Here is a 24,992-nt window from a genome sequence, read left to right as displayed (position 1 = left end):
AACTGTTTTGATTAATCAACACTCCGAAAACTTATTAAACAGTCAACAGGAAAATGCACCAGGTGAAGGCTATATATTTAACTGGTTTGATTGGTTTTGTCTTTGGTATCCTCCAGGGTGGCTAATTTTATTCAATCGCCATTGGCAGCACTATCACACAGATCCAGATGGTTGGAATTGGCTAGAATATGGATTATTTTTAATTCCTGGTGGATTTTATCTAGGATTGCTGAGTCGTTGGTTGCGTCTGGGTTTTCGTTCACCTCGAAAAGAAGTTGGTGAATTCGATCTTAAATATCAACAAGCTTTTCGCAAAGAACTTCTGGCCCCCATCGTTAAATACTATTTTCGGGGAGAGTTGCAACAAGTTGAAAACTTACCGCCAACAGGGCCATTAATTGTGGCAATGAATCATGCCGGGATGTGTTTTCCTTGGGACTTTTTAACCTTGGGTTATTTATTAAGTGAAACCAAAGGATGGGTAGTACAACCCATAGCAAGTCCAGCATTATTTGAGCATCCTTGGGTGATTTGGTGGCTACCACCTCAATGGTCGCAGGTTTTAGGTGGTGTACGAGCCGGATTAGATGATTTTGAGGGCGCGATGGCTGCGCCAACGCCTACGGCGAACGCTCAAGGTAAAATTCTCTTATATGCACCCGAAGGTATTCGCGGGCCTGGGAAAGGTTGGAAAAGACGCTATCAACTAGAAAAGTTTGATGTGAGCTTTATTCAGTTGAGCGATCGCTATCATATTCCCATTCTGCCAGTAGTTTGCATCGGCAGTGAATCTCTGCATCCTTGGGCTGTTAATTTCATCAAGTTACAACGACTAGTCAAACTACCATTCTTACCTTTGTCACCTTTGATGTTTGCCTTAATTCTGTTTCCCTCAATGGGAATTTGGGCAATGAAAACTCGTTTGCGTTACTTTATCAGCCCTTTGCAACCAGCAGGATTGGATAACCACTCAAAGAAAGGGCGTGCAGCAGCTTATCAACAGGCGCAACAATTTAGAAAAAAACTGCAACTTCAAATTAATCAATTTTTGGGTAAATCTTAATACTACAAGCTAAAATTTGTTGATTACAACAGGTTTACGATGTGGTTCATTAAATGAAAGCTGCTGTAAGTTTGTAGTGCATTTATGGAACCTGGGACGCTGATGGCTGTTGTGAGTGCGATCGCCACTATACTGTTGACTAAGCAAATAATAGAGAAAATCGTTGAAAACATTGGTAATGCTGTATAAACGTGTTGTTAGAAATGAAGTTATTGTTCCTACCACAGCTTGTCCGTTTGTTAGCAACACAACCTATTTTGTTACCAATGCTTATCCGTTAATAAGGACACTTATGCGTTCGTTACCAATACAACCTGTTTTGCTACCAATGCTTATTCGTTAGTAACGACACTTATACGTTCGTTACCAACACAACCTGTTTTGTTACCAATGCTTATCTATTTGTGGCAAATGGTGATGTCGTCGTTTTCCATCAACCCTTATGGAAAATTCCGAGATTTTTCTTGGGTTTAGTAAAGAAGATATGCGTGCGAATAATCAGCTTCATGTCTGGAAAGGGATTTCACAAATTATGATGCCTGTGGATTTATTCCTCTACAACAAACTTCGACAGAAATTAAAATCGCAAAGACTGAGAAATATCAATGATTCTCCTAAACAATTGAACCAAATCTTTGTGAGTCAAAACAGCCGCTAAACCGACTCCACTGAGGAAGCACCGAAACGATAACCTTTACCATAGACTGTGTGAATCAGCGTAGTTTCTTTACCCACCTCAATCTTACGCCGCAGCAAACGAATTAATGCCGCAATTACGTTACTACTGGGTTGTTCTGACTCTTGCCACAAATTTTGCATAATCTGGGCATGAGTCAGAAGTTGTCCGGTGTGTTCCATAAAATATTGCAACAACTGGCTTTCTTTTTGCGATAGCTCAATTATTCGTCCTTGACGATAGGCTACTTGATTTTCACAATCGAGTTCTAAATCAGCAACGGTTAAACGTCCGGTGGTGGTTTCATAGGTTTGCGTACCGGAACGACGCAATAAAGCACGGACTCTTGCTAATAACTCCCGCAGTTCAAAAGGTTTAACCAAATAGTCATCAGCACCAGCATCTAAACCTTGTACGCGGTCATCAAGAGTATCTTTAGCTGTGAGAAACAATACGGGAGTGGTTTTGCTTTGGCGGCGCAATTCCTGACAAATCTCTAACCCCGTTTTTCCTGGCAGCATCCAATCTAAAATAAGTAGGTCATAACTGCCTGTCTGTGCAAGTTCGCTGCCAGATGTCCCATCATAAACGGCATCTACGGCATAACCCTCACGAGTTAACAAGCGGCTCAAGGGTTGAGTTAGTTCAACTTCATCATCAACTAATAAAATTCTCATGCTGCTTGTGGTAAGCATATAGAGATATTCTCAATATTATTCAACTGCCAAGACGCTAAGGATACCAATAAAAAAAATGCTGACTGTTGCATTGCCAAAAGGGGAACTACTTAAAAATAGCATCCGCTTGCTACAAGCTGTCGGATTAGATTTTAGTGCTTTTTTAGATTCAGGAACTCGTCAACTTCAAATTCCTGACACTAAGGGAGTTGCAAAAGCTTTACTGGTGCGGGCGCAAGATGTGCCTGTTTATGTGGAATATGGTCAAGCACAACTGGGGGTTGTTGGTTACGATGTGCTGCGGGAGAAGCAGCCGCAAGTTGCCCACTTGGTAGATTTGCAGTTTGGTCATTGTCGAATGTCAGTGGCGGTAAAAGCATCAAGTTCTTACCGATCGCCTTTAGATTTACCACCGCATGGTAGAGTTGCTTCAAAATATGTGAATTGCGCTCGTGAATATTTCCATAGTCTGGATTTACCTGTGGAAATAGTGCCATTGTATGGTTCAGTAGAGCTAGGCCCAATTACTGGAATGTCAGAAGCGATCGTAGACTTGGTTTCTACAGGGCGGACTTTGCGCGAAAATGGTTTGATTGAAATTGCTAGTCTGTATGAAAGCACGGCGCGATTGATTGCCCATCCTTTGAGTTACCGTCTGAATACAGGTAATCTGAGTGATGTGATTAGCAAGCTGCGCGAGGCCGTTTTGGTAGAGGTTTAATATCATGTAATTCGTAATAACGCTTCTTTAGATGCTCGTTCTTAACTAACGCTGTACTATTCGTTTGTACAGCGTCTCGTATTCAAGCGACTTGCAGATAAAAAATACTCAACTGTTATACCGATTCAATTAATGATTGCAACACATCTTTGGGAAGAAGACGCGATTCATCGCGTCTCTACAAATGGTCTATTTGTTGCATTCTTTTTTCAAATTGGTATAACTTTTGGCTAAAAACTAGGTTTTAAAAGCCCTTACCCTTTGTTGCATAAGACTTGTAGAAATCCACCGCATACAAAGATTAAATTTTTTATTTAACCCCTCAATAAATTGAATCAAAGTTATATTTATATTATTTTTTGAACGTTAAAATTTGATGCGATCGCAAACAATCAAACTAGTATTGTTTTGAGCAAAATTGTTAATAATAAAAAGCACTTTCCAATTATTTTTAACACGAAGTAGGTGGAAATATGTTTCAAGCTACTCGCCGCCGTCTTGCAATTTGGTACACTGCCGTCACTGCTGTATTACTACTACTGTTTGCCAGTGGCGTTTATTTATACGTCCGCAGTACGCTGATTGAGCGGATTGATGACACGCTTAACCATGTAGTGGAAATAGTGGAGCGTTGCCTGACAACCAGTGGTTGTGCATCTACACTAATATTTGAGCCAATTAATGCTGATACAGATAAATTTCGCATTAATGTAGAAGCCAGTTTTGGCGATCGTACCGACACTGTAGAAGATGACCACATTGACCTAGAATGGTTTAGTCCAACTGGTAAATTACTTTGGTCAACACTATCTGAACCCCTAAATATTCCCATTCGTGCCAATCGCACTGGTGAAACTGTGCGCGTAGTCAAGAGAGAGAGTGAAAATTCAAAATTTAAAGTTCCTAACTCCCCACTCTTATTGCGACAAGTCACCGAACGAGTAGAAGTGAGACGAAAAGTATTAGGATATCTGCGCGTTAGTCATCCCTGGTTTGAAGTTACTAAACCTAGTCGCCAGTTAATTTTTGATTTGGCTTTAGGTATTGGGTTAATGGTGCTTTCCGTAGGCGCAAGTGGTTGGTTTCTTTCGGGTAAAGCGATGGAACCGGTGGGTGAATCTTATCAACGTCTTAAACAATTCACTGCTGATGCTTCCCACGAACTTAGAAGTCCTATCACTTTGATTCAAACTAATGTGCAAGTTGCTCTTGCTGACTTGGATTTAGCAGAGACAGAAACGATTAGTTCTTTGCAATATCGACAACAGTTAAAGGTGGTGGAACGGTTAACACAGCGTTTGGGTAAATTAGTCAATGACTTACTCTTCCTAGCACGACAGGATAGTGGTATTAGCAAAGATACTTTTTCACCTTGTCCATTGGACGCTTTGCTAATAGAGGTGGTTGAAGAACAACAATTGTTAGTCCCTGAAAAAGAAATCACCCTTTCTCTAGACTTAGTTGACCCTCCTATCTCTGAAACTAGCCCGGAATTACTGGAAAATTGGTTTACTCTTGTAGGTAATTGGGATCAATTGGTGCGGCTGTTCACAAATTTAATTGCTAACGCTTTGCATTACACTCCAGCAGGTGGACGCGTGAAAGTGGAATTGGCGCGGATAGAAGGAATAAATCGTGTTTCTGGACTACGTAACACTAGTGCCCAGTTGCAAGTTAAGGTGAGTGATACCGGAGTTGGAATTCCAGCGGAAGCACTACCACGCTTGTTCGATCGCTTTTATCGAGTAGATCCGGCACGTACTCATAGGACGGGGAATACAGCTACAGCCAGCGCTACAGGTTCAGGATTGGGATTAGCGATCGCTCAAGCTATTGTCGAACATCATCACGGTCATATTCAAGTTGAAAGTACCCAAGGCATTGGCACTACCTTTACTATCACTTTACCAATAACTCTTGAGTCTTAATTTGCTCATAAATTTTTATTTCCTGTGATAGATGTAATATTTTAGTCTATTCAAGTGGACTTTAATTCTTAGCTAATAAATTTATTTTCTAGCGGTATATTGAATTTGACTGTTACAAAAATGTGCTTAATGACAATGGTTAAGATTTAAAATCTTGAGAATGAAATATTTCAATTTTTTTAGATTATTTCCGTATCCTTAGCTAGATGCGAGAAATCGAGTAGTTTGTTAAATGTTTAGATGTACTGAACGACCGATAAAACCTAATTTAATTTCCGGCTGGAGAAATCTTTAGTAAGAAAAAAATTGAAGTTTTTCTAGGAGTCAAGAACGAATATGAAGTCTCAAAATTTTCGCAAGTCTAGCAAGTTATTTGGCGCTCTTTGTGGGGGATTGCTAATTAGTCTGCCAGCAATTCCTCAAGCATTAGCACAAGAATCTACTGTCAAGCTTAACCCAAGTCCCAGTATTTTTAGCGAACCACCCTACAACCGCTCTCAGTCCCCTGTATCGCCGGAATCAGGTGTCATACCACCTCGCCCAGTTCCGCCGGCTGAGGGACAAGTGTCTCCCGTACCACCACAACCAGGTGCTAGACCACCACGCCCAATTCCTGGCGATCGAACTCAACAGCCTTCACCACCTACGGTTTCCAATGACCAACAACCACTGGTAGAACCACGGCAAGCCCCTAGTGCGACGATCGCACTCACTAATGGTATGGTTAATATCAGGTTGGTGAATGATACTGCGGCTAAGATAACTTTCCAAGTGATTGGCGATACAGCACCACGATCGCTAGAAGGTAAGTCAAATGTAACGCTGCAAGCTTTAAAAGCACCAGTAACAGTAACATTTGAACGACAAGATGGCGGACAATTAATAGTGACTCCACAAGGTTCTTCAGAACCAGGAAGCTTGGAAGTCACATTTAAGGAAGCTACCAATGCAGCACAAGGCAGAAGTGCGATGAGAATTGAGCGAAACGGTTCAGTGTTCTTGAATTAATTAATTTAGAACTAGGGCGATGGTAATTCGCGGCTACGCAAATAAGAGCTACACCACTTGGGTAAGATAAAATCAAGCTTTTATCGGTTTTGCCTGTGTAGACGAGGTTTCCAACCGCCCTTTTAACGTTAAATTGACTGCTACTTTCGCTGAAGCATTTTAGTTAATTGATCCCGCAATTGCACTTCTTGCCTGCTATCTTGCAATGTCCGCGCCAGTATAATTGCCCTTTCGTAAAAATTGCGGGCAGTTAGATAGTTACCTTGTTGCTTATATAACTGGGCATAAGATTCAAAAGATTTTAATTCTTCGCGTAAATTTTGTAATTCTTTCGCGAGTGCTAAACGTTGCTCTAGTAAGTCAAAGGCGCGTTCGTAACGTCCGACAGCAGTATGAGCCGTAACTAAACCGTCAATTGCCCGTAATTCATTGGTGCGATCGCGGTTACTTTTAGCTGTCCGCATTGCTTCACCATAAGTAGCAATGGTATCTTGATAATTTCCAGATGCTAAATAAGCATCTCCTAAGTTATTCAAGGTATTTGCTTCACCGATGGCATCGCCAGTCTGACGGCGGAAAGTTAAAGCATTTTCGTACAGTTTAATCGCCTTGTTATAATCTCCCAACCTGGCATTTACCAAGCCCAAATTACTCAAAGACAGTCCTTCACCTTCAATATTTTTCACCCCGTGAGCAATTGTGAGTGCATCTTCAACTGTTTTACCAGCAGCAGCAAATTCGCCTTTTTGCAGCAGAAATGTACCGATATTATTCAGCACAAAAATCTGAGATTGAAAGTCTTTAGTATCACGAGCGATCGCTAATCCTCTTCTGAAAGCATCTTCTGCTTCTTTTGAACTACCAAGCTGCACATAAGCCTTAGCAAGCAAATTGTACGTCAAACCTTGTGCTTTCAGGTCGCCAATAGAATGATATAGTTCTAATGCCCGCAAACAGGACGCAATTGTTTTGTCGGCATATCCTGAAGTGTATTCTTGTTGACCAATACGCAGCAAGCTGTCTGCTTCATCTCTTGATTGTCGCCCAACGGAATTATTTAAAGGGCGATGGAGTTGTTCGGAAATATCAACCGCACCCGCTACAGGACTCAGCACAAAAGCAAACAGTAAAAAGCTGTGTAAAAGTACCTGGGGACAAGAAATTGCACCTACACAAATTAAGCCTACCTTTTGGCAGGGAAATACAAGCCGTTGTTTCATAAAAATTACCCGTAAAGTTGCGGGTTTAAGTAGAAGGTCTAAGAAGAAGTTTTAAGTTTTAAAATTGAAGACAATTAATATACGCATTTCTACTTAAGTTTTGATTGATCTAAATCTTCCCCAAAGTATATGGCGCGGATATCTGTGGGCAATTTGTCCTCTAGCATACGATAGCCTTCCTGGAGAAAATTGGCTACTTCATGAGGAGCGATCGCTTCTCCTTCAGCTTGTAGATAAGCAGCGATTCTAGTTTCACTCCAGTGGAAAGTTTGAGCCATTAATACAATTAATCGTAAAACTGGCGGTAGTTGGTCTAACGCCTGTTGTACATAGCACCATAGCGGCGGTGAAGTCGCTTGCAGAGAATAATGAATTGCTTCTGTGGGTGGTAGTTTAATCTCATTTATACAGAAAGCTGTCATATTAATTAACCAATTCTGCATGGTCAAAGCTTCCTCACCTGATTCAGAGTCAGTTAACTTGAGTCCACCGAGTTCGTAATAGATATGTCGCCAAGTAAGGGCAAACAGATAATCTGCTTGCACAGGCGATCGCGCCGAATGCCGAATTAAGGTGTAAACTATGGGGCTATAGCGGCAAAAAATCACCGTAAAGTACTTTCCAGCATCTGGATAGCGCTGAAATAGAGTCAGTAGTTCATGGTCACTGTGATGGAACAGCGACTTCACCAGTGGGTGATTAGCTTCGGGAAAATGAGGAATTTGCACAAGTCTTGGAGTTGATAGTTGTTAAAATAGTTTTGGGAATTGCACTCCCCTAGTTAATCGCATAATATCTTGGTGTTGCTCAGTTTGTAGATGAGACTCAGACTAGTTGAGTATTGATAAACTAGAAACAAGGACTTAATTTTAGTCTTAATCGACAATCATAAAATCAACTCTCTTAAAGAATCCTTATTTGTTCATGGTTATAGCAGTTAGTGTGGTATCGTTCCTGCTCAGTCCCCTTACTTTAGGCTCCTTTCTGCCTTCCCTGCCCTTAGATAGCCTGTTCTCCACCCAAGGCATTATGGTGATGCTGCTAGCAGCTTACGCTGGTGCCATGTGGATGTTTCTCACCAGTGCCCCAAAAGTACACACTGTAATGGTGTCAGATTTGGAGATTGCCCGACAGTTGTATGAAGGGCTGCTAGATTTGCCAGCAGCTGAGGTGCCATTGCACTACTACTACAACTACGAACAAACTATAGGCGCAACTGGCATAGATCCGTTATATATGTCTACTGGGCCGAGCTTGTCTAGCAAAATGATGAATAATGCTAACGATGGGCTGTGGTATCAATTGAAGAAAAACACCCAGTTACACGTCATTACTGGTGCGAGTTTAGGTAGCAAAAATCAGCAACGCCACGTTTGTTTTGACCATGACTGCCTGGAAATGATTTTAATGCGAGTCGAAACGCGCGGTTTGAAATTAAAGATTCGTAATCACAAACCTCTGAACTTTTTGGTCAAGGACTATGAAGGGCGCGTTATTGAGGTGGCTGAAGTAGCGAATTAGTTCTGAGGTTTTAGAATTATTTGAGGTTGGGTTTGGCGTAGCTTGCTACCGTAGGCATCGCTAAACCCAATATTTATTTTTAGATTTTGGATTTTGCTGCAAGCGTTACCGCAGGGGTAGGTAAGTAAATAGGTGTAAATAAAGTGGAAAAATGTACACATCTCACCTATGTAAAACAGATTTCTATGATTGGACGCAAAAGCAGGTTAGCTTGCTCAAAACTCAACAGTGGGAACAATTAGATACAGTTAACCTGATTGAAGAAATTGAAACTTTGGGCAGAAGAGAACGGCAAGAATTGCGAAATCGGCTGGGAGTATTGCTAGGACATCTACTAAAATGGCAATTTCAACTTGAAATATGTTTCCATGTGGAAATTGTGCAATTAATACACCAAAATTACCAATAACACCTGCTACTGCTTGAGCCGCCTTGTATGAGCTTTCTCCAGCAAAGTAATTTTTAGTCCAATCACGCAATAATTCAGCAAAATTCAAACTGAGTTTATCTAAATTATCTTGCTATAAAGGATAAATTACCTTAGTATCAGAATCACTCTCTGACATTTTTAGAACTATTTCGTGCAAAAAATGTACTAATTCTTTTTTCATCATTAATTTAGTATTTAGCTAATTTGTTAGATTCGTTAGATGTGTCTTGTTTCATATCTATAAATAAGTTAATTATAAATAATATAAATTACGAATATTTGCTAACTTATTCAGCAATTCTTCAGCTAAATCCAACAACTCAATTTCATCAACTTCATCACTACTTCCATGATTACTTTCTCCACACGCGACATTAGCAGCCAAAACATTTTTAACAGCAAAAATCCTATCTTCTTCAGATAAACTTAAACATTTTTCCAACTCTACAGCAACTTCTTGAATTGTTCTTGAACCTAAACGCGCTCTCACTTTCACAGCTACCAAATCGTCACTTTCAAAGAGAACTAAAATTTAAGCTCTACTCATCACGAGGTATCAGAGAATATTGGATTGTAGATTGGCGTAAGCAACAGGTGCAAGTATATCGACGCGAACAAGCAAGTTTAAAATTAGTTGCTACGTTATTCAATGGTGATAAATTGAGTTCACCCATATTGCCTGATTTTACTTGTGCGATGTCTACGACGGGCTACGCCTACGCACAACTATTTAATTAATAAAAATTACGAATTACGAATTACGAATTACGAATTAGTTAATTGTGCTGTAAAAATTCAACTTTGGGCAATAATGGGTCAGTTACAATACCCACACCGCTAAAACCCCAGCGTTTGAGCAAATTTCCTAACTGTGTACGCGCAATAGATTCTACAGTAAAGCGATTTGCCACTTCTGCTGCATGGGTATTGAGATAGCTGAGAGCGTCAAAATTTTCCTGAAACAGCAATAAATAACCCGACGTTTCGGCATCAGGACGAGCTATGAGATAATTACCATCAGTTTTTGAGCGCACCAAGTAATAGACTTCGGACTGCATGGAGATGAGGTTCGTTTAGGAAGAAAAAAGCCCTTCAAATAAAAAAACATAGAGGGATATCGAACATCTTTAATTTCCGAGTGTCCCTCATTGCTTTAATATCAACAATGTGAAATAAATATTTATCCAAACTTGCCACTGACGTAATCTCTGGTTTCTTCTTGCTTAGGATTGTTGAAAATTAATTCTGTTGCGTCATACTCTACCATATAGCCGCTACGGGTTCCTTTCTCTGAAGTCCGAACATTAAAAAAGGCTGTCTTATCAGAAACACGCGCTGCTTGCTGCATGTTATGGGTGACAATGACAATAGTATATTGCTCTTTAAGTTCGTGAATCAGTTCTTCAACACGCAAGGTGGAAATGGGGTCAAGAGCGGAGCAAGGTTCATCCATCAGTATAATTTCAGGTTGGACTGCGATCGCGCGAGCAATACATAACCGTTGTTGTTGTCCACCAGATAAAGACGAGCCACTTTGATGTAGTTTATCCTTGACTTCATCCCACAAAGCTGCTTTTCTAAGACTGCTTTCTACCAATTCATCGAAATCACCTTTGTAGCCGTTGATTTTAGCTCCAAAAGTAATATTGTCATGAATTGACTTGGGAAATGGGTTTGGTCTTTGAAACACCATCCCAATTCTCCGACGCACTTCTACAGGGTCGATATCGGGTGCATACAAGTTTTTATCGTAAAAAAGTATTTTACCTTCTGCCCGAAATGACTCAATCAGGTCATTGAGGCGGTTATAGCATCGCAACAACGTACTTTTACCACAACCGGAAGGGCCGATAAAAGCAGTCACCTGATTTTTCGGTATATCTAGCCAAATATTCTGTAAGGCTAAAAACTTGCCGTAGTAAATGTTGAGATTTTCAGCCCGTAAAACGGTTTCAGTGTCATTCACTGTCCTAGTATTGGTAGCCATAAATTAAATTTAGTGTTGATTTTAGCGATGGGGATTTGCACTGTGGATGGTTGTTTACTAAGCTTTTTGGCGAGTTGCCCAGCGAGCGATGATACTTGTGATTAAAACCATCAATACCAAAATCAAAGATGCTGCCCAAGCTAGAGATTGCCAATTTTTAAACGGAGAAATAGCATATTTGTAAACCAAGACAGCCAGAGAAGCTGTTGGTTGGAATAAGCCATCTGGCCAAAAGTTAGAAAATAAAGCAGTAAATAGCAATGGTGCGGTTTCTCCAGATGCTCTGGCGATCGCTAGCGTTGCCCCAGTTACAATAGCTGGTAAAGCTGCTGGTAAGACTACTTGACTTACAGTTTGAAAGTTAGTCGCTCCCAACCCTACAGAAGCTTGTCGCAAATCTTGCGATACTAACTGCAATGCTTCATCAGTAGTTCGCAGAATAATTGGCAACATCAAAATTGCCAGTGCAAATCCTCCAGCTAGAGCTGAATACGATCCTAAGTTCAACTTTACCATTGTCAAAACTACAATCCCATAGGCAAATACCCCAGCAATAATGGAGGGGACTCCGCTAAGGACGTTAGCCGCAAAACGCACCCATCTGGCTACTTTCGCCGAACTAAATTCTGTGATGTAAATCGCCCCTAAAACTCCAAAGGGGATACTAATCAAGGCAGCAATTCCTACCATCAGTAGCGTGCCTAAAATTGCATTACCAAAGCCTCCTCCCTTTTGGAGAGCTTTGGGTGGCAATTCAACAAACACGGCCAGATTCAGACTGCTAAAGCCTTTAATAATCACATAAGAAAGTACTGCTAGCAAAGGAACAAGTGCTAATACTCCGCAGGTAAAAGCGATTACAGTCATCACTGTATTGAACAGTGTTCTTTGAGACATGGCGGAGCGAGTTAAACTGCGCTCTGGAAAATTAGAAGTCATAATTTAACCCAAAACTAAGCTATATTCGCTTGACTCTCAGAACGATCAACTCTGCCAGAATATTGACTACTAGTGTCAAGAAAAATAGAATTAAAGCCGCATACATTAAAGCCGAAACTTGCAAACCACTAGCTTCTGAGAATTGATTTGCCAGTAGAGAAGAAATCGTATTGGCTGGTGCAAAAAGAGAGAGACTGATGTTGTTGGAGTTGCCAATTAACATCGTTACAGCCATTGTTTCTCCCATTGCCCGGCCAAGTCCCAACATCACAGCACTAACTATGCCGGAAAAGGCTGCTGGGATAAGAACTTGCAAAATCGTTTCCCAACGGGTTGCTCCTAGTCCTATAGAGGCTTGGCGCAAGCTGGGGGGTACAGAAATCAAGGCATCGCGGGATAAAGCTGTGATGATGGGCAAAGTCATAATCGCTAATATGACTCCCGCCGGCAACATTCCTGGCCCTGTGGGAGAAGTGCTAAAAAATGGCAGCCAGCCAAAGTAACCATTGAGCCATTTTCCCAAGCTAGTTAATATTGGCACCAAAACGAAAATACCCCACACGCCATAGACAACGCTGGGAATAGCAGCGAGTAGTTCTACCGCAAAAACCAGTACCAGTTTCACTTTTGCAGGTAAAAAATCTTCGCTCAATACAATAGCAGTACCAACACCAATTGGGACTGCTATCAGCAGACCAATAAAAGAACTCACGAGAGTTCCATAAATTTGAGGTAGCACCCCATAGGTATCATTAACCGGATTCCAAGTGGTATTGGCTAAAAAGCTGACACCAAACTGTTGAATAGCAGGCCAAGCACCAATTGCAACCTGTGACCCAATCCATAATAAAGTACCAGCAACCGCAAAAGCGAAAATTTTAGTCAGCCAAATAAAACCCAAATCTAGGGATTTTTCGGCGTCAGAGCGATTTTTCATCGCTGATGACAGATTTTGAGAATTTGTAGTCATGAATACCGACTTTCAGAATTAAATCAGAGAAAAATATGGGAGGCAACCAAATTAGTAAAATTGTCGCCTCATCATCTATTTAAGCTGACTTATACAATAGTAACCCCGTGTCCAAAGTTACTACTGGATAGGCATGTTTTATTACTTACTTGCTAGCGCTAGTGCCACTGGCAACAGAAATTTTGTATTCTGGACTGATTTGGTCAGCAGCAGCAGCTACCTTTGCGATCACACTTGAGGGTAGAGGAACATATCCTAGTGGAATAGCCTGCTTCTGACCTTCAGTTAAAGCGTATTCTATGGCGGCTTCTATGGCCTTAGCTTTTGCTGCATTAGGATATTTTTTGTAAACTAAGAGCCAGGTATAGCTCACGATCGGATATGAATCAGCCCCTTCGGGATCTGCAATAAAGGCCCGAAGATTTTCTGGCAAGGTTACTGCTTCTAAAGTTTTAGCGGTTGACTGATCGGTATCAACAATGAATTTTCCTGCTTTATTTTCTAAAGCAGCAAACTTGAGATTGTTTTGTTTGGCGTAGCCATATTCAATGTAACCAATAGAACCTTGAGTTTGTTGGATTTGGGCTGTAACACCCTCATTACCCTTCGCACCAACTCCTACAGGCCAATTGACACTTTTTCCTTCGCCAACCTTGCTTTTCCACTCCGGGCTGATAGCACTGACGTGTTTTGTAAACACACCAGTGGTTCCGCTACCATCAGAACGATAAACAACCGTTATTGCCTCTTTAGGAAGTTTTGCACCTGGGTTAGCCTTGGCAATTTGGGCATCATCCCAAGATTTGATTTTGCCTAGTAGAATATCAGCATAAACGGCTCGTGGCAGCTTAAGTTCTGGAACATCAGGCAAGTTGTAAGCCAGTACGATGCTACCAGCAGTCACAGGTAGTAAAATAACACCCCTATCTGCTGGTACTTTCTGAATTTCTTCATCCTTCATCGCAACATCGCTGGCCCCAAAGTCTACAGTGCCTTTGATAAATTGCTCAACTCCAGAACCGCTACCAACTGATGCGTAGTCAACTTGCAGATTTGGATATTTTTTGTTTAGATCAGTGAACCACGTATCGTAAAGTGGTGCCGGAAAAGTCGCACCAGCTCCGCTTAACTTTACGGTTCCGCCAAGGTCTAATTTAGCTGGGCTAGAGGCAGTAGTATCGGTAGCAGTACCAGAAGGCGTATCCTTGCTGGCTGTACCATCTGGTGTTTGCTGTCCGCCACAAGCTGCTAGGCTGATTGTCAGTGCTAACACTGAAATTGAACCTGTGAGGCGATGAGTTTTTGTTGCACTAAGACGTGAGAGCATCGCTATCAATTTTTTAGTAACTTTTCAGGTGAGCGTTTCTAAGATACTCCCAAAGAACAACAATAGAGATTAACGAAAGGTTAACAAAGCAAAAAGATACTTGTTTTTTTGATGAAGAGCAAACCCTTGTTTCTAGTTTTTATGGATAAATTTTATACCTTACTTTAAGAAGTCTCAGATAGAAATATTACTAAAGCAAGTTTGTTATACCTATTTACAAAAATTTATTGGTAGTGTAGTTTCGTTGGTCAAGTCATAAAAAAATATATAAATATTAATTAAGATTAAGCATTAAACATTTTGTAGCCAAATTTAGGCACTGCTCTGCAAAACCAGTATAAATACTAGATATAAATAATGTTAATTCACCATATTTTAGGTTAAATACCAGAATTCACAGCACGCCTCAGCCAAGAAAATCAGATAATAGACACCTCAGCTACAATTCGTAGAACTGAAAAATTACATACCAAAAAGGCAAAAGAAAATATGCTAGTTCTTAAGATGTAAGCGAAAATTTCATTTCAATATTAATGAATATGCTAGTTGCTGTTGGTTTTCCCTTTTGCTTTTCCTTGGTTGCCTGATAAATGTTTGCTGCTTCCAATCAATTACTATGGTCTATGATTGGCTTACTCCTGACAATGGGTGGCACCTTCTTAGAAGTTTATGGCATCACCTTTCCTTGGACTTGGAGTCAGCACGGAATTCAGACTTTTTCTTTAGGTGTCACTTTTCAAATTGGCGCAGTATTGTTGGTGGGTTGTTTAGGAGGCAAAAATGCGGGTGCGCTCTCGCAAATTGCCTATTTAGTCATGGGGTTAACCTTATTACCAGTATTTGCTGATGGCGGCGGTATTGGTTATGTCAAGCTTTCTCAGTTTGGCTATCTACTAGGTTTTATTCCTGGAGCTTGGATTTGTGGCTTAGTTGCCTTTAAAGCGAGACCTCGACTAGAAACTCTTGCCTTTAGTTGTGTCTGTGGCTTGTTAACTCTCCACCTATGCGGTATTACTTATTTGATTATTAGCTATTTTTTTCAGTGGAAAGGCACAGAAAATCTACCCTTGATGCAAGCAATCCTTAGATATTCTTGGTTTGCACTACCAGGTCAACTAACTGTGGTCTGTGCAGTTACTGTAATAGCATATATATTGCGTCACTTAATGTTTTATTAGTTCATTGCCTTTCGTCCTTTGTCATTTGTCAAAAGCTCATGACCAATGACCAATGACTAATGACCGACGACCAACGACCAATGACTAATTCGCCATGCATTTAAAAAATCGTCTTTTCTGGATCGCTGCCTTCATTGCTTTTTTCTTGGATCAAATAACAAAGTACTGGATAGTACAAAGCTTTAGCTTGGGGCAGACACTACCACTCTTACCTGGGATATTTCACTTCACGTATGTCACTAACACTGGTGCGGCTTTTAGTCTGTTGAGCGGGAAAGTAGAGTGGTTGCGCTGGCTGTCTTTAGGAGTGAGTCTAGTATTGATAGCGTTGGCGTTAATTGGCCCAACATTAAATTTGTGGGATCAGTTAGGCTATGGCTTGATTTTAGGTGGAGCGATGGGCAACGGTATCGATCGTTTTGTTTTAGGCTACGTCGTTGATTTTCTTGATTTTCGCCTGATTAACTTTGCTGTATTTAATGTGGCAGATTCATTTATTAGTATCGGTATTGTTTGCCTGTTAATCGCTTCCTTGCAAAAAACACCGACTTCAACTGGCAGATCCCATTAAACTATTAAGCCTGGGATTGATTAATCCCAGGCTATTGACTTAGTGAAACCCTTGCTTAGTCTTATATGCGAAGACTTTACGTATAAGGTTTTATCAATTTTTATTTGTCACTTAACACCAGTTTGCATAACTGGTGCAAGAGTTCAAGAAAGATGCACCGACGATCGCTGATGGCAAACCATTATTTAGATTATGCCCCAGCTTTAAATTTAGTTACCTGTGGTAGGAGTTTTTGGTGAACTAGAGCCAGGAGTACTAGGAGAGCTACCTGGTTCAGTAGTACTGCCAGGAGTGCCAGGTTTTTCAGGTGTAGTTGAGCTACCTGGTTCAGTAGTGCTGCCAGGAGTACTAGGTGCGCCTTCAGGTGTGGTTGGAGTAACGCTTCCTGGTGCTGGAGTTAAGTTACTAGGTGCGCCTTCAGGAGTGGTTGAGCTTCCTGGTGCTGGAGTTAAGTTGCTAGGTGCGCCTTCAGGTGTGGTTGGAGTAACGCTTCCTGGTGCTGGAGTTAAGTTACTAGGTGCGCCAGGTGCCGGTGGGGTTATGCTTCCTGGTGCTGGAGTAGTTTCGGGAGTGCCAGATTCAGGAGGAGTGGTTCCTGGTGCAGTTGTGCTATCAGGAGTGGTGGTGCTATCAGGCGTTGTTGTTTCTGCTGGTGTTGTTTCTGCTGGTACTGTAGTGCTACCAGGAGCGCTAGGGGTGGCTGCTGTGCCGCCGGAACAGCGCGAGTTGAGCGGAAAATGCTCGCACAGAATTTTCATCCCTTCTGGCGACATTTTAATTTCCGCTGGTGCACTAGTGGAGTCGCTACTAGATTGGGCTATGGGGGATTTACTGGATTGGGCTACAGCAATATTAGTGGTAAGTGCCAAAGATAAAGCTGTACCAATCAGGGTCAGAGATTTTCCCATCATTCTGAAATTAACCTCAACAGAACACTCGCCCTATTAAAGCAGATAACTAAGATTTAGAAAATCCTCCTAAATGAAGATATTTAGGTTTGTTTCAGAATATGTGGATATGTAAAATTGGTAACAATTAAATCAGTTGTTTGTTACTAACTAGTGTTTAAAAAGACAAAAGGGAAAATTATACTTGTAGTTATTGAATGAATAACACTATCTAATTATAAGCCTTTGAGAATATAGAAGAAATTTTTCTTATATAAAGGAGTGACAAAAATCACAAATAAATTCTACCCATAATATAAAATTAAGTATAAATTAAATCAATAAAGTTCCGTATAGCTAATTTATGCTTTGGCTTATGAGTAAAATGATGAAAGATTAACATCTAAAATTGATTGTAATTCGCCCGATTCTTCATTAAAAACTGTGATGTGAATAGCCGATGAGTTCTCCCCAACCCCCTCACAAGCCACAAACGTTACTAGGTCAACTGACTCAAGCAGTACATACGATTCAAGCTAGGGTCGATTTTTCAAAATTGGCGCTCAAGCCTAATGCCAAAGTACCAGAACTTTGGGTGCAGGATGCGGGGGCGGATAAAGCAGAGGTATATCCACTGTTGGGCGATCGCTATATTCTCGGTCGTAGTTCCAAATCCAGCGATATCGTTATCCGTAACCCTGTTGTCAGCCAAATTCACCTGTCACTATCGCGGAATTCTACTCAACGCACACCAGTTTTCACGATCAAAGACGAAAACTCTACCAATGGCATTTATCGTGGCAAACGTCGTGTTAGTTCTCTAGAACTGCGTCACGGCGATATTCTGACTCTGGGGCCCCCAGAACTCGCCGCTTCTGTGCGGTTGCAATATGTCGATCCACCAGCATGGTATGTCAAAGCTGCAAGTTGGACAGCTTATGGAGTTGGTGGTGTCAGTGCCCTATTAACATTAGTGATTGGCGTCGAATGGCTGAAATTTTCTGTCAAACCTCTACCGACAGCGACACGCGCCCCAGTAGTTGTTTACGCCCGTGATGGAGCCACCCCCCTGAGAGAGCCTCGGACAATCTCTCATGTAGACATGAAGCGATTAGAGGAATTTGGCCCTTATTTGCCTGCTGCGGTAGTGGCTTCAGAGGATAGTCGTTATTACTGGCACTTTGGGGTTGATCCTCTAGGGATTTTACGAGCTGTGTTGATTAATAGCCGCAGCGGAGATGTGCAACAAGGAGCCAGCACTGTTACCCAGCAAGTTGCCCGCAGTTTGTTCCGCGAGTATGTAGGTAGACAGGATACCCTTGGCCGCAAATTGCGGGAGGCAGTTGTCGCCCTAAAGCTTGAAACCTTTTACAGCAAAGATGATATTTTGCTGATGTACTTAAATCGGGTTTTTTTGGGAGGGGATACCTCTGGCTTTGAGGATGCAGCCCGATATTACTTTGAGAAGTCGGCTAAAGAATTAACTTTGGCAGAAGCAGCAACATTGGTAGGAATTTTACCAGCCCCCAACGCTTTCGATTTTTGTGGGGATGGGCCAAATAAGCTAGAAGCGGCCGAATACCGAAATCGTGTGATTAAGCGGTTGCTGGAGATGGGCAAAATTAAAGCAGAGGATGCGAACCGAGCTAGACGCTCCACTGTCCAAATTAGTCCTAAAGTCTGCGAACAGCAAGCTAAAACGATCGCACCTTATTTTTACAGTTATGTCTTCTCTGAACTCGAATCAATTTTAGGGGAGGGAGCTGCAAGAGAGGGAAACTATATCATTGAAACCAAGCTCGATCCAGCTATACAGAGACAAGCAGAAGCAGCGTTGAATAATGCAGTGAACAACTCTGGTAGAAATTTTAATTTTTCTCAAGGAGCAGTAGTCACTCTTGACTCTAGTACAGGCAGTATCCTCGCAATGGTAGGCGGGACTGATTACAAAAAAAGTCAGTTCAATCGTGCTGTTCAAGCCAAAAGACAACCAGGTTCCACCTTCAAAATCTTTGCTTACACTGCCGCCATTCAACAGGGAATTTCGCCATCCAACAGTTATTCCTGCGCCCCTTTAACTTGGCAAGGCTTTACTTATAAACCCTGTCGTGCTGGTGCTGACACGAGTTTAGATATTGCCACCGGACTGGCGCTTTCAGAAAATCCCATCGCCTTGCGAGTTGCCAAACAAGTTGGGCTGGATAAAGTTGTGGCCATGGCGCAGCGTTTGGGGATAAAATCAAACCTCGATCCAGTTCCCGGCTTGGTACTGGGTCAAAGCGTAGTCAATGTTTTGGAAATGACTGGTGCTTTTGGCGCTATTGGCAATCGCGGTGTGTTGAATCCTCCCCATGCTATTAGCCGAATTTTAGACAGTGGTGATTGCAGCGATCGCAAGGATATCAAAACCTGTCGTGTAATCTACTCCTTCGACCAAGATCCAGGTGCCAACAAACGAGTGTTGACAAATGGTGTCGCCGATGAAATGACTAGTTTGATGCGCGGTGTAATCGCAAGAGGCACTGGTCGTAGTGCTGCCATTGGACTAGGGGAAGCTGGTAAAACTGGCACGACTGATAAAAACGTTGACTTGTGGTTTATTGGTTTTATCCCCAGTCAACGACTTGTAACTGGCGTTTGGCTGGGAAACGATAATAATTCCCCGACATCTGGCAGCAGTGCTCAAGCAGCTCAGTTGTGGGGAAATTATATGCGGAGAATTACAAGGTAAACGATGATTGGGCATTGGGAACTATTGATTCATAAGCGATCGATGGACTCTTATGAGAAGACCTGATTTTGAGGACTTAGAATGTCCACTATCGAGTTGCTTAATACTAATGTCAATCTAACTGCGTAATGCTTCTAACTTGAGTTTTTGCAGTTCTTTCTCAAGGCGCTGGAGTTCATCTATCATCTGTTGAAACGCTTGCGCTTCATGCACTACAACTTCAGCTTTCCCATTCACCGTTAGTACAAGCGGGGACTTTGTTGCCTCGATCCGTTCTACGTAATCTTTGGCATTACGCTTAAAGTCGGTAAAAGTTTGAATATTTTAGAGATTAATTTTGATCTGTATGGCATCTAGATTAAATGCTTTATTAAGATATTTGATCGGATGCTAGACCTGCTGTGTCTTCTTCAATTCATAAAGGATTTAAAATATAAAAAATATCTTTGAGCAAAGTGACTCAAACAGATGTGAATCAAAACGGGGCAATGCCACAAAGCAGCGAACCAACTTATTACTCCCTGCTAGGACTGCATCCCTGGGCATCGGTAATTGACATTCGTCGCGCTTATCGGCAACTAAGCAAGCTTTATCATCCTGATACTACAGACTTGCCGACTGCGATCGCCACTCCCAAATTTCAGCAAATCAACGAAGCTTACGCCACCCTTAGCCATCCAGAACGCCGATTAAGCTACGATTTGAAAATTGGCTATTCCCGCTTTGGAGTGATTCAACCACCCCCTGATTTGAATCATCCCGCCTCGCGTTCTCATGACTGGTCAAAATCAGCTTACCTCGATGCGAGCGATCGCCCCTTATCATCTGGCGAAATCTTTGCTTTATTTATGCTGGTGTTAACATTTGTAGGTTGTTTGTTATTAGCAATTGCCATTGGCTTAACTCGTGGCGAGGCTGCGATCCATTCCCATTTGTTGCAACCAACTACATCTGTACAACAGCAGATTACCTATATGTCGCAACTAATTACCCATCCGATAATTAAAAATTAAACAATTCCCTAATCCAAAATCTAAAATTCCTATGGCTCTTCTTCCCTCTGATACTCCTCTATATAATCATCCCCTGCCACAAATTGAGCAGTGGCTAAAAGACCAAGGCTGTCAACAAGATGAAACACAAAGGCATTGCTGGCGTGTACAGCGACCTAATTGGCAAGCTGAATTATGGCTCGATGTTGAGCAAATTGTAGTGCGATATGTTCAATCTGGAGAAAATGGACAAGATATCCAACGCTCATTCAAGTATTCTCTTAGTCGGGATGATGTAGAACAAGCTGTGTTTTCTGGGCCATAAGGAACTGCTTATGTACTATTGGTAGAGCTTTTAATGATCCTGTTACAGGGCAGCAACCCTGTAACGGGAATCATGTATCAGATTTTGTTACCAATGCTTTAGGAGTAAGTTGGCTACAAATTTCTAGTAGTCTATCAACAGCACGCGCAGCCGAAAACTTTTCCGCAACATATTGGCTGGACTGAAAACCACGGTTAATTGCTTCATTTGGATTATCTAAGCAATATCGCATACATTTGGCTAATTCTTCTGCATCTTCATTTTCAAAAAATAGGCTGTGCGGCCCTCCTACTTCAGACAATCCTCCCATTTTTGAGACAATCGAGCAGGTTTGAACGCTAGAGGCTTCTTGCACTACGTAAGGTGCTGGATCTTGCCAACGAGATGGAGCAATTAAAGCCAAAGCATCTTGAACTTTTAGAAGTACTTCTTTTTGAGGAACTTTACCTAAAAAATTAACTTTGTTGGCAATTCCTAAATCAGACGTTAGCTGTTTTAATTCCTGAGATTGTTCGCCATCACCAATAATAGTAATTTTAAATTCTTTATTTTCATCTTGTAAAATTCGCGCTGCTTTCAATAAAATATCTACGCCTTTGTCTGTAGCTAATCTACCGACAAAAATAAAATTATATGGCTGCGATAAATTTTCTAAAGTTTTCAGCTGGTTTTCCGACTTGATTTCAATTGGATTATATAAAGTATCAACTGCCCAAGGAAAAGCAGAAGATTCTCCTAAAAAGTTACTACAAGCCGTATGATAATCGGCTAAGAAAGCAGTAGAAAGCCGGGTGCTTAGGCGTGCCCATTTGATAAAAGTGTGTAATTTCCACTTCAATGGATAATTAGCTTTCGGCAATGTGTGTTTAAATTCAGCTTTTAAACGTTGCGTCAACTTCATCTGCTCATAACTAGTATGAGTAGATTGATAAAGGGAATAATGATATTTAATAATTATCTTTTTTTGCAAGGCTTTACATAATAAAGTAAACAATAAGTCATTTGAATTCATGTGTACTATATCTGCCCAAACAATATAACTAAACCATTTAGCGATATTATCTTGTCTAGTAGAAATAGTTTTAACTTCAATTAATCTAGCTTCCAACTCAGGAATAATAGAATAAATGTAAGTTAAAACTCCACTAATTTCATTGTCATAATGACGGTGTTGAATTAATATTTTCATACATCATGTTATGGGAATTGGGATTGAGCATAACTATGAAACAAGTATTTCACTTTGCTCAGAATCAACTTGGTGTCTAAGCTAGGTAAGCACAAATAAATCTAACTATCCAACGAGATATAAAAAGCTTCAAATCCCTGCGATTGCTGCACTTCGGTGAGTCCCAATGAGACACGCTTTGCGATCGCTACATACATAGTTATAAATTACCCCACCCATCTACTTATATGCAGAAAGTTGGGAACAGGATTTTGCCGATAGTTATAGTTATATAATTCCCGCAGATGCGGCTAAATTACCATTCCCTTTGCTACGGGCTAAAAGTTTAGTCTGACAGTAGTGGGTAAGATTATCATCAATTTGAAATACCTGCCGATCGGTCTGAGATGTCACCCAAACAGGAACCAAAAACCATTATTCCCGGTTTGACTTCGTAGCATCTACTCATGAGAGAGAAGTAACAAGCCGCACTATCACTTCGACTATCCTAGCTTCTTGGAAAAATTTCTTTGGAGACACAAGTGCTGATATACATCTTTACATACCCAATAACCAATGACCAATGACCAATGACTAATAATTAATTTCTTTCCACCCATGCATGGATGCTATGCCTTTTGTAACCCATTCGATCACAATTGGGGGAGCTTCTGATATCAAAATACTAGGATAAACTGCTGCACCCCAATCGGGATGAACTAACACACGGCATTGATTTTTAATTACTGGATAGTTGAGCAAAGCTTTGACAACTGCTGTGTCATCGTGGGGAATTGCTCCGGGATGGGAGAGTAAAGGATAGCCTGTACGAGGGTCAATCAGGTCAGTTAAATAGCCGCGATCGCGCAGATTAAATGCTAAATCACAGCCAAATCTCATAAACTTTTCTCGTAAGCGTTCTTTCTCTGACTCTACTTCTGCTGTCTTTTCGACTAATTGATAACGCGATTGTTGTAATACAATCACTACTCGTAAAAATGGCTGCCGTTTCCAATCTGGTAATATCCGTTCGCAGTTGGCACAGATATATTGACTGGGAGCATGAATTGAAATTTGAACCGCTTGTCCTGTTTCGCCAACTAAATTAATGGGACAGGCTTGCTCCGAAGTGTAAACTTTGGGATAGTTCACTAAATTGATTCGGCTTATACAAATTTTTTAATTTAATCTACGGTATAGATGATACCTCTTAAAAGTTAAGAAAAATCATCATTTTTCTATAATATGTTACTTTTTTGGGAAGCAGTTAATAATAATTTGAGAAATTTAATCCGAATTTTATCCTTTATTAACCTATTTTCATGGAAGTCGCTGCGATCGCTCTGGGAATTAGCATAGATACAACGTATAGTAGACAAACGATGCCTATGGTGAGCTACGCCTACGCAGATGAAATATATTCGATCAAAATCCCAAAAAAGCAACGCAGGTTGGAGTAAGCAGAAAATAACAAAAGTAATTATGTCTGCCAGAAGATATTTCAGCTATGTAGGCTAATTTCTATAGCACCCAATTAATTGAGTTTTAAAGAATTCACCGGCACTTCATCCCAAGAATCGACTGTCCGTAATCGCGCTACCCAACCTGCGGCCTTTTGCGTCTTGGTCAAATTATTCTCAAAAGAATCATGACAATCTTTAGCTTGAGATTCATTACGAGTGGCAATACAGGCATGAATCATCCCAGACGGATCGATTTGCTCATTTACCCAAATAGTCATGGAATATTTCCTCAATAACTGTAGCGAACAAAGCTATTCGTCATTTTAGAATACTATTAGAGTCAAAAGTGTTAGAGCAAAATTCGGTAACAAATAGTGAACTAATTCCAATTACCGATTACTAATTTACAATTACCCAGTTCCGCTTCATTTATTCGGCAGATATGATTTATCTCCTCTTTCGTAGCGACGGCGGTAGAGTAATTCTAACTGTCCGCCATATTCTTGAATCCAGGCAATCTGCCGCTGGTAGAGTCCCCGGAAGGTATTGGCAAATAATAGTGTAAAGATTGCCACTACCAACCCTGATGCTGTAGATACTAAAGCTTCACTAATTCCAGCTGTCACACCTGTTGTTTTACTACCTCCCACATCTCCGATATTCAGAGAGGCAAAGGAGTTAATTAATCCTAATACAGTGCCGAGAAGTCCTAATAGGGGTGCAAGACCAATAATTGTCTCAAAAATATTTTGGGAGCGTTTGAATAAAGGGATTTCGGCTTGTGCTTCACTTTCTAATGCCAAACGAAATTCCTCTGGTGTCGGCTCCTCTAATTCTAAAGCTGCTAAAAAAATTCTAGCTAGGGGTAAATCAGTATTTTTCTGCAATTTATCTAAAGCACTAACTACATTATCAAGACGATAAAGGTGTAGCACCTCTCGCACTACCTTGTTTTGCCGATTATTTATCTTTACCCAAAAGATGATACGTTCGATAATCAGCGCTACCCCTAACAAAGAGAATGCCAGCAGAGGCCACATGACCACGCCACCTGCTGTAAACAGATTACTAATTTCCATTTATTATTTTTTCACTCTTCAACAACGCTAGATTAGCAGATCGTTGAGATGGAGTATTTTAACGCTGCGTTGTAGTTAAGTAGAACGGCGTGGAAAAACCAAACTATGTAAAGATAAATAAATACGGAGAA

28 protein-coding genes and 1 pseudogene are annotated in these 24,992 nt (G+C 41.0%); 14 read left to right on the top strand and 15 right to left on the bottom strand.

The features are described 5' to 3' along the window. Positions 1 to 7 precede the first annotated feature (7 nt). Together ACM0OX_RS27640 and ACM0OX_RS27635 are read left to right on the top strand one after the other, a co-directional pair. The gene (locus tag ACM0OX_RS27640; protein WP_414518172.1) at positions 8 to 1,063 is read left to right on the top strand and encodes a 1-acyl-sn-glycerol-3-phosphate acyltransferase; all 1,056 of its coding nucleotides are present in this window, start codon (positions 8 to 10) and stop codon (positions 1,061 to 1,063) included. 442 nt (positions 1,064 to 1,505) lie between these two features. After that, positions 1,506 to 1,721, top strand: coding sequence for a hypothetical protein (locus tag ACM0OX_RS27635; protein WP_414518170.1), 216 nt, complete (start codon positions 1,506 to 1,508; stop codon positions 1,719 to 1,721). On the opposite strand, the gene rppA is transcribed toward ACM0OX_RS27635, so the two are convergent. Then, positions 1,718 to 2,416, bottom strand: coding sequence for a two-component system response regulator RppA (gene rppA, locus ACM0OX_RS27630; protein ID WP_414518182.1), 699 nt, complete (start codon positions 2,414 to 2,416; stop codon positions 1,718 to 1,720). The two genes, ACM0OX_RS27635 and rppA, sit on opposite strands and share 4 nt — an antisense overlap. Positions 2,417 to 2,492: 76 nt before the next feature. On the opposite strand from rppA, the gene hisG reads away from it, so the two are divergent. The 3 genes from hisG to ACM0OX_RS27615 all read left to right on the top strand — a co-directional run bounded on the left by hisG (position 2,493) and on the right by ACM0OX_RS27615 (position 6,073). Then, positions 2,493 to 3,137: an ATP phosphoribosyltransferase gene (hisG, locus tag ACM0OX_RS27625; RefSeq protein WP_414518169.1), complete on the top strand. Its 645-nt coding sequence runs from the start codon at positions 2,493 to 2,495 to the stop codon at positions 3,135 to 3,137. A gap of 473 nt (positions 3,138 to 3,610) precedes the next feature. Beyond that, entirely contained in the window at positions 3,611 to 5,065 is a 1,455-nt protein-coding gene (locus ACM0OX_RS27620) for a sensor histidine kinase (RefSeq protein ID WP_414518168.1), read from the top strand. 336 nt (positions 5,066 to 5,401) lie between these two features. Further along, positions 5,402 to 6,073, top strand: coding sequence for a hypothetical protein (locus tag ACM0OX_RS27615; protein ID WP_414518167.1), 672 nt, complete (start codon positions 5,402 to 5,404; stop codon positions 6,071 to 6,073). A gap of 140 nt (positions 6,074 to 6,213) precedes the next feature. Here the strand turns inward: ACM0OX_RS27615 and ACM0OX_RS27610 are convergent, their stop codons facing one another. Both ACM0OX_RS27610 and ACM0OX_RS27605 read right to left on the bottom strand, forming a co-directional pair. After that, positions 6,214 to 7,293, bottom strand: a complete 1,080-nt coding sequence (locus tag ACM0OX_RS27610; protein WP_414518166.1) for a tetratricopeptide repeat protein — start codon at positions 7,291 to 7,293, stop codon at positions 6,214 to 6,216. 89 nt (positions 7,294 to 7,382) lie between these two features. Next, positions 7,383 to 8,021: a sigma-70 family RNA polymerase sigma factor gene (locus ACM0OX_RS27605; RefSeq protein WP_414518165.1), complete on the bottom strand. Its 639-nt coding sequence runs from the start codon at positions 8,019 to 8,021 to the stop codon at positions 7,383 to 7,385. Between the two features lie 196 nt (positions 8,022 to 8,217). On the opposite strand from ACM0OX_RS27605, the gene ACM0OX_RS27600 reads away from it, so the two are divergent. Both ACM0OX_RS27600 and ACM0OX_RS27595 read left to right on the top strand, forming a co-directional pair. Then, entirely contained in the window at positions 8,218 to 8,814 is a 597-nt protein-coding gene (locus tag ACM0OX_RS27600; RefSeq protein WP_099101734.1) for a glyoxalase-like domain protein, read from the top strand. 151 nt (positions 8,815 to 8,965) lie between these two features. Then, a pseudogene (locus ACM0OX_RS27595) lies at positions 8,966 to 9,172 on the top strand (DUF29 domain-containing protein); the annotation flags it as partial. Between the two features lie 325 nt (positions 9,173 to 9,497). On the opposite strand, the gene ACM0OX_RS27590 reads toward ACM0OX_RS27595, so the two are convergent. Beyond that, complete coding sequence (locus ACM0OX_RS27590) at positions 9,498 to 9,734, bottom strand: hypothetical protein (protein WP_414518164.1); 237 nt, start codon at positions 9,732 to 9,734, stop codon at positions 9,498 to 9,500. On the opposite strand from ACM0OX_RS27590, the gene ACM0OX_RS27585 reads away from it, so the two are divergent. Then, positions 9,713 to 9,982, top strand: a complete 270-nt coding sequence (locus ACM0OX_RS27585) for a Uma2 family endonuclease (protein ID WP_414518163.1) — start codon at positions 9,713 to 9,715, stop codon at positions 9,980 to 9,982. The genes ACM0OX_RS27590 and ACM0OX_RS27585 overlap by 22 nt on opposite strands. A 38-nt stretch (positions 9,983 to 10,020) precedes the next feature. On the opposite strand, the gene ACM0OX_RS27580 is transcribed toward ACM0OX_RS27585, so the two are convergent. The 5 genes from ACM0OX_RS27580 to pstS form a co-directional block, all read right to left on the bottom strand. Next, entirely contained in the window at positions 10,021 to 10,302 is a 282-nt protein-coding gene (locus ACM0OX_RS27580; protein ID WP_414518162.1) for a hypothetical protein, read from the bottom strand. A 122-nt stretch (positions 10,303 to 10,424) separates the two neighbouring features. Next, positions 10,425 to 11,231: a phosphate ABC transporter ATP-binding protein PstB gene (pstB, locus tag ACM0OX_RS27575; protein ID WP_334698161.1), complete on the bottom strand. Its 807-nt coding sequence runs from the start codon at positions 11,229 to 11,231 to the stop codon at positions 10,425 to 10,427. 57 nt (positions 11,232 to 11,288) lie between these two features. After that, a complete protein-coding gene (gene pstA, locus ACM0OX_RS27570; protein ID WP_414518160.1) occupies positions 11,289 to 12,170 on the bottom strand; it encodes a phosphate ABC transporter permease PstA in 882 nt (293 codons plus the stop codon). A gap of 19 nt (positions 12,171 to 12,189) precedes the next feature. Further along, entirely contained in the window at positions 12,190 to 13,140 is a 951-nt protein-coding gene (pstC, locus tag ACM0OX_RS27565) for a phosphate ABC transporter permease subunit PstC (protein ID WP_414518159.1), read from the bottom strand. Positions 13,141 to 13,285: 145 nt separating this feature from the next. After that, positions 13,286 to 14,467, bottom strand: a complete 1,182-nt coding sequence (pstS, locus tag ACM0OX_RS27560) for a phosphate ABC transporter substrate-binding protein PstS (protein WP_414518157.1) — start codon at positions 14,465 to 14,467, stop codon at positions 13,286 to 13,288. A gap of 590 nt (positions 14,468 to 15,057) precedes the next feature. On the opposite strand from pstS, the gene ACM0OX_RS27555 reads away from it, so the two are divergent. From ACM0OX_RS27555 to ACM0OX_RS27540, 4 genes are all read left to right on the top strand, one after another. Further along, a complete protein-coding gene (locus ACM0OX_RS27555; protein WP_414518155.1) occupies positions 15,058 to 15,645 on the top strand; it encodes a biotin transporter BioY in 588 nt (195 codons plus the stop codon). Between the two features lie 94 nt (positions 15,646 to 15,739). After that, positions 15,740 to 16,216: a signal peptidase II gene (lspA, locus tag ACM0OX_RS27550; protein WP_414518153.1), complete on the top strand. Its 477-nt coding sequence runs from the start codon at positions 15,740 to 15,742 to the stop codon at positions 16,214 to 16,216. Between the two features lie 219 nt (positions 16,217 to 16,435). Then, complete coding sequence (locus tag ACM0OX_RS27545; protein ID WP_414518151.1) at positions 16,436 to 17,164, top strand: hypothetical protein; 729 nt, start codon at positions 16,436 to 16,438, stop codon at positions 17,162 to 17,164. A 399-nt stretch (positions 17,165 to 17,563) separates the two neighbouring features. Next, positions 17,564 to 19,834, top strand: coding sequence for a transglycosylase domain-containing protein (locus ACM0OX_RS27540; RefSeq protein WP_414518150.1), 2,271 nt, complete (start codon positions 17,564 to 17,566; stop codon positions 19,832 to 19,834). Positions 19,835 to 19,951: 117 nt separating this feature from the next. Here ACM0OX_RS27540 and ACM0OX_RS27535 read toward each other — a convergent pair whose 3' ends face one another. Continuing rightward, positions 19,952 to 20,155, bottom strand: a complete 204-nt coding sequence (locus ACM0OX_RS27535; RefSeq protein WP_414518181.1) for a type II toxin-antitoxin system prevent-host-death family antitoxin — start codon at positions 20,153 to 20,155, stop codon at positions 19,952 to 19,954. 167 nt (positions 20,156 to 20,322) lie between these two features. On the opposite strand from ACM0OX_RS27535, the gene ACM0OX_RS27530 reads away from it, so the two are divergent. Then, positions 20,323 to 20,847, top strand: coding sequence for a J domain-containing protein (locus ACM0OX_RS27530; protein ID WP_414518179.1), 525 nt, complete (start codon positions 20,323 to 20,325; stop codon positions 20,845 to 20,847). 31 nt (positions 20,848 to 20,878) lie between these two features. Further along, positions 20,879 to 21,151, top strand: a complete 273-nt coding sequence (locus ACM0OX_RS27525; protein ID WP_094351119.1) for a DUF3143 domain-containing protein — start codon at positions 20,879 to 20,881, stop codon at positions 21,149 to 21,151. A gap of 70 nt (positions 21,152 to 21,221) precedes the next feature. Here the strand turns inward: ACM0OX_RS27525 and ACM0OX_RS27520 are convergent, their stop codons facing one another. From ACM0OX_RS27520 to ACM0OX_RS27500, 5 genes are all read right to left on the bottom strand, one after another. Further along, positions 21,222 to 22,340: a glycosyltransferase family 4 protein gene (locus ACM0OX_RS27520; RefSeq protein WP_414518149.1), complete on the bottom strand. Its 1,119-nt coding sequence runs from the start codon at positions 22,338 to 22,340 to the stop codon at positions 21,222 to 21,224. A 267-nt stretch (positions 22,341 to 22,607) separates the two neighbouring features. Beyond that, a complete protein-coding gene (locus tag ACM0OX_RS27515) occupies positions 22,608 to 22,748 on the bottom strand; it encodes a hypothetical protein (RefSeq protein ID WP_414518148.1) in 141 nt (46 codons plus the stop codon). 165 nt (positions 22,749 to 22,913) lie between these two features. Beyond that, a complete protein-coding gene (locus ACM0OX_RS27510; protein WP_190240939.1) occupies positions 22,914 to 23,471 on the bottom strand; it encodes a methylmalonic aciduria and homocystinuria type D protein in 558 nt (185 codons plus the stop codon). Between the two features lie 382 nt (positions 23,472 to 23,853). After that, entirely contained in the window at positions 23,854 to 24,060 is a 207-nt protein-coding gene (locus ACM0OX_RS27505; RefSeq protein ID WP_094351122.1) for a glycogen debranching protein, read from the bottom strand. Between the two features lie 147 nt (positions 24,061 to 24,207). Next, on the bottom strand, positions 24,208 to 24,861 hold the full coding sequence (locus ACM0OX_RS27500) for a MotA/TolQ/ExbB proton channel family protein (RefSeq protein WP_414518147.1): 654 nt from the start codon (positions 24,859 to 24,861) through the stop codon (positions 24,208 to 24,210). Positions 24,862 to 24,992: the final 131 nt, after the last annotated feature.

Origin of the sequence: Nostoc sp. PCC 9305 (assembly GCF_963920915.1) — a bacterium.
Classification (GTDB): Bacteria; Cyanobacteriota; Cyanobacteriia; order Cyanobacteriales; family Nostocaceae; genus Nostoc.
The sequence above is the reverse complement of the archived record's forward strand: the minus strand, read 5'-3'. Positions and strand labels throughout refer to the sequence as shown.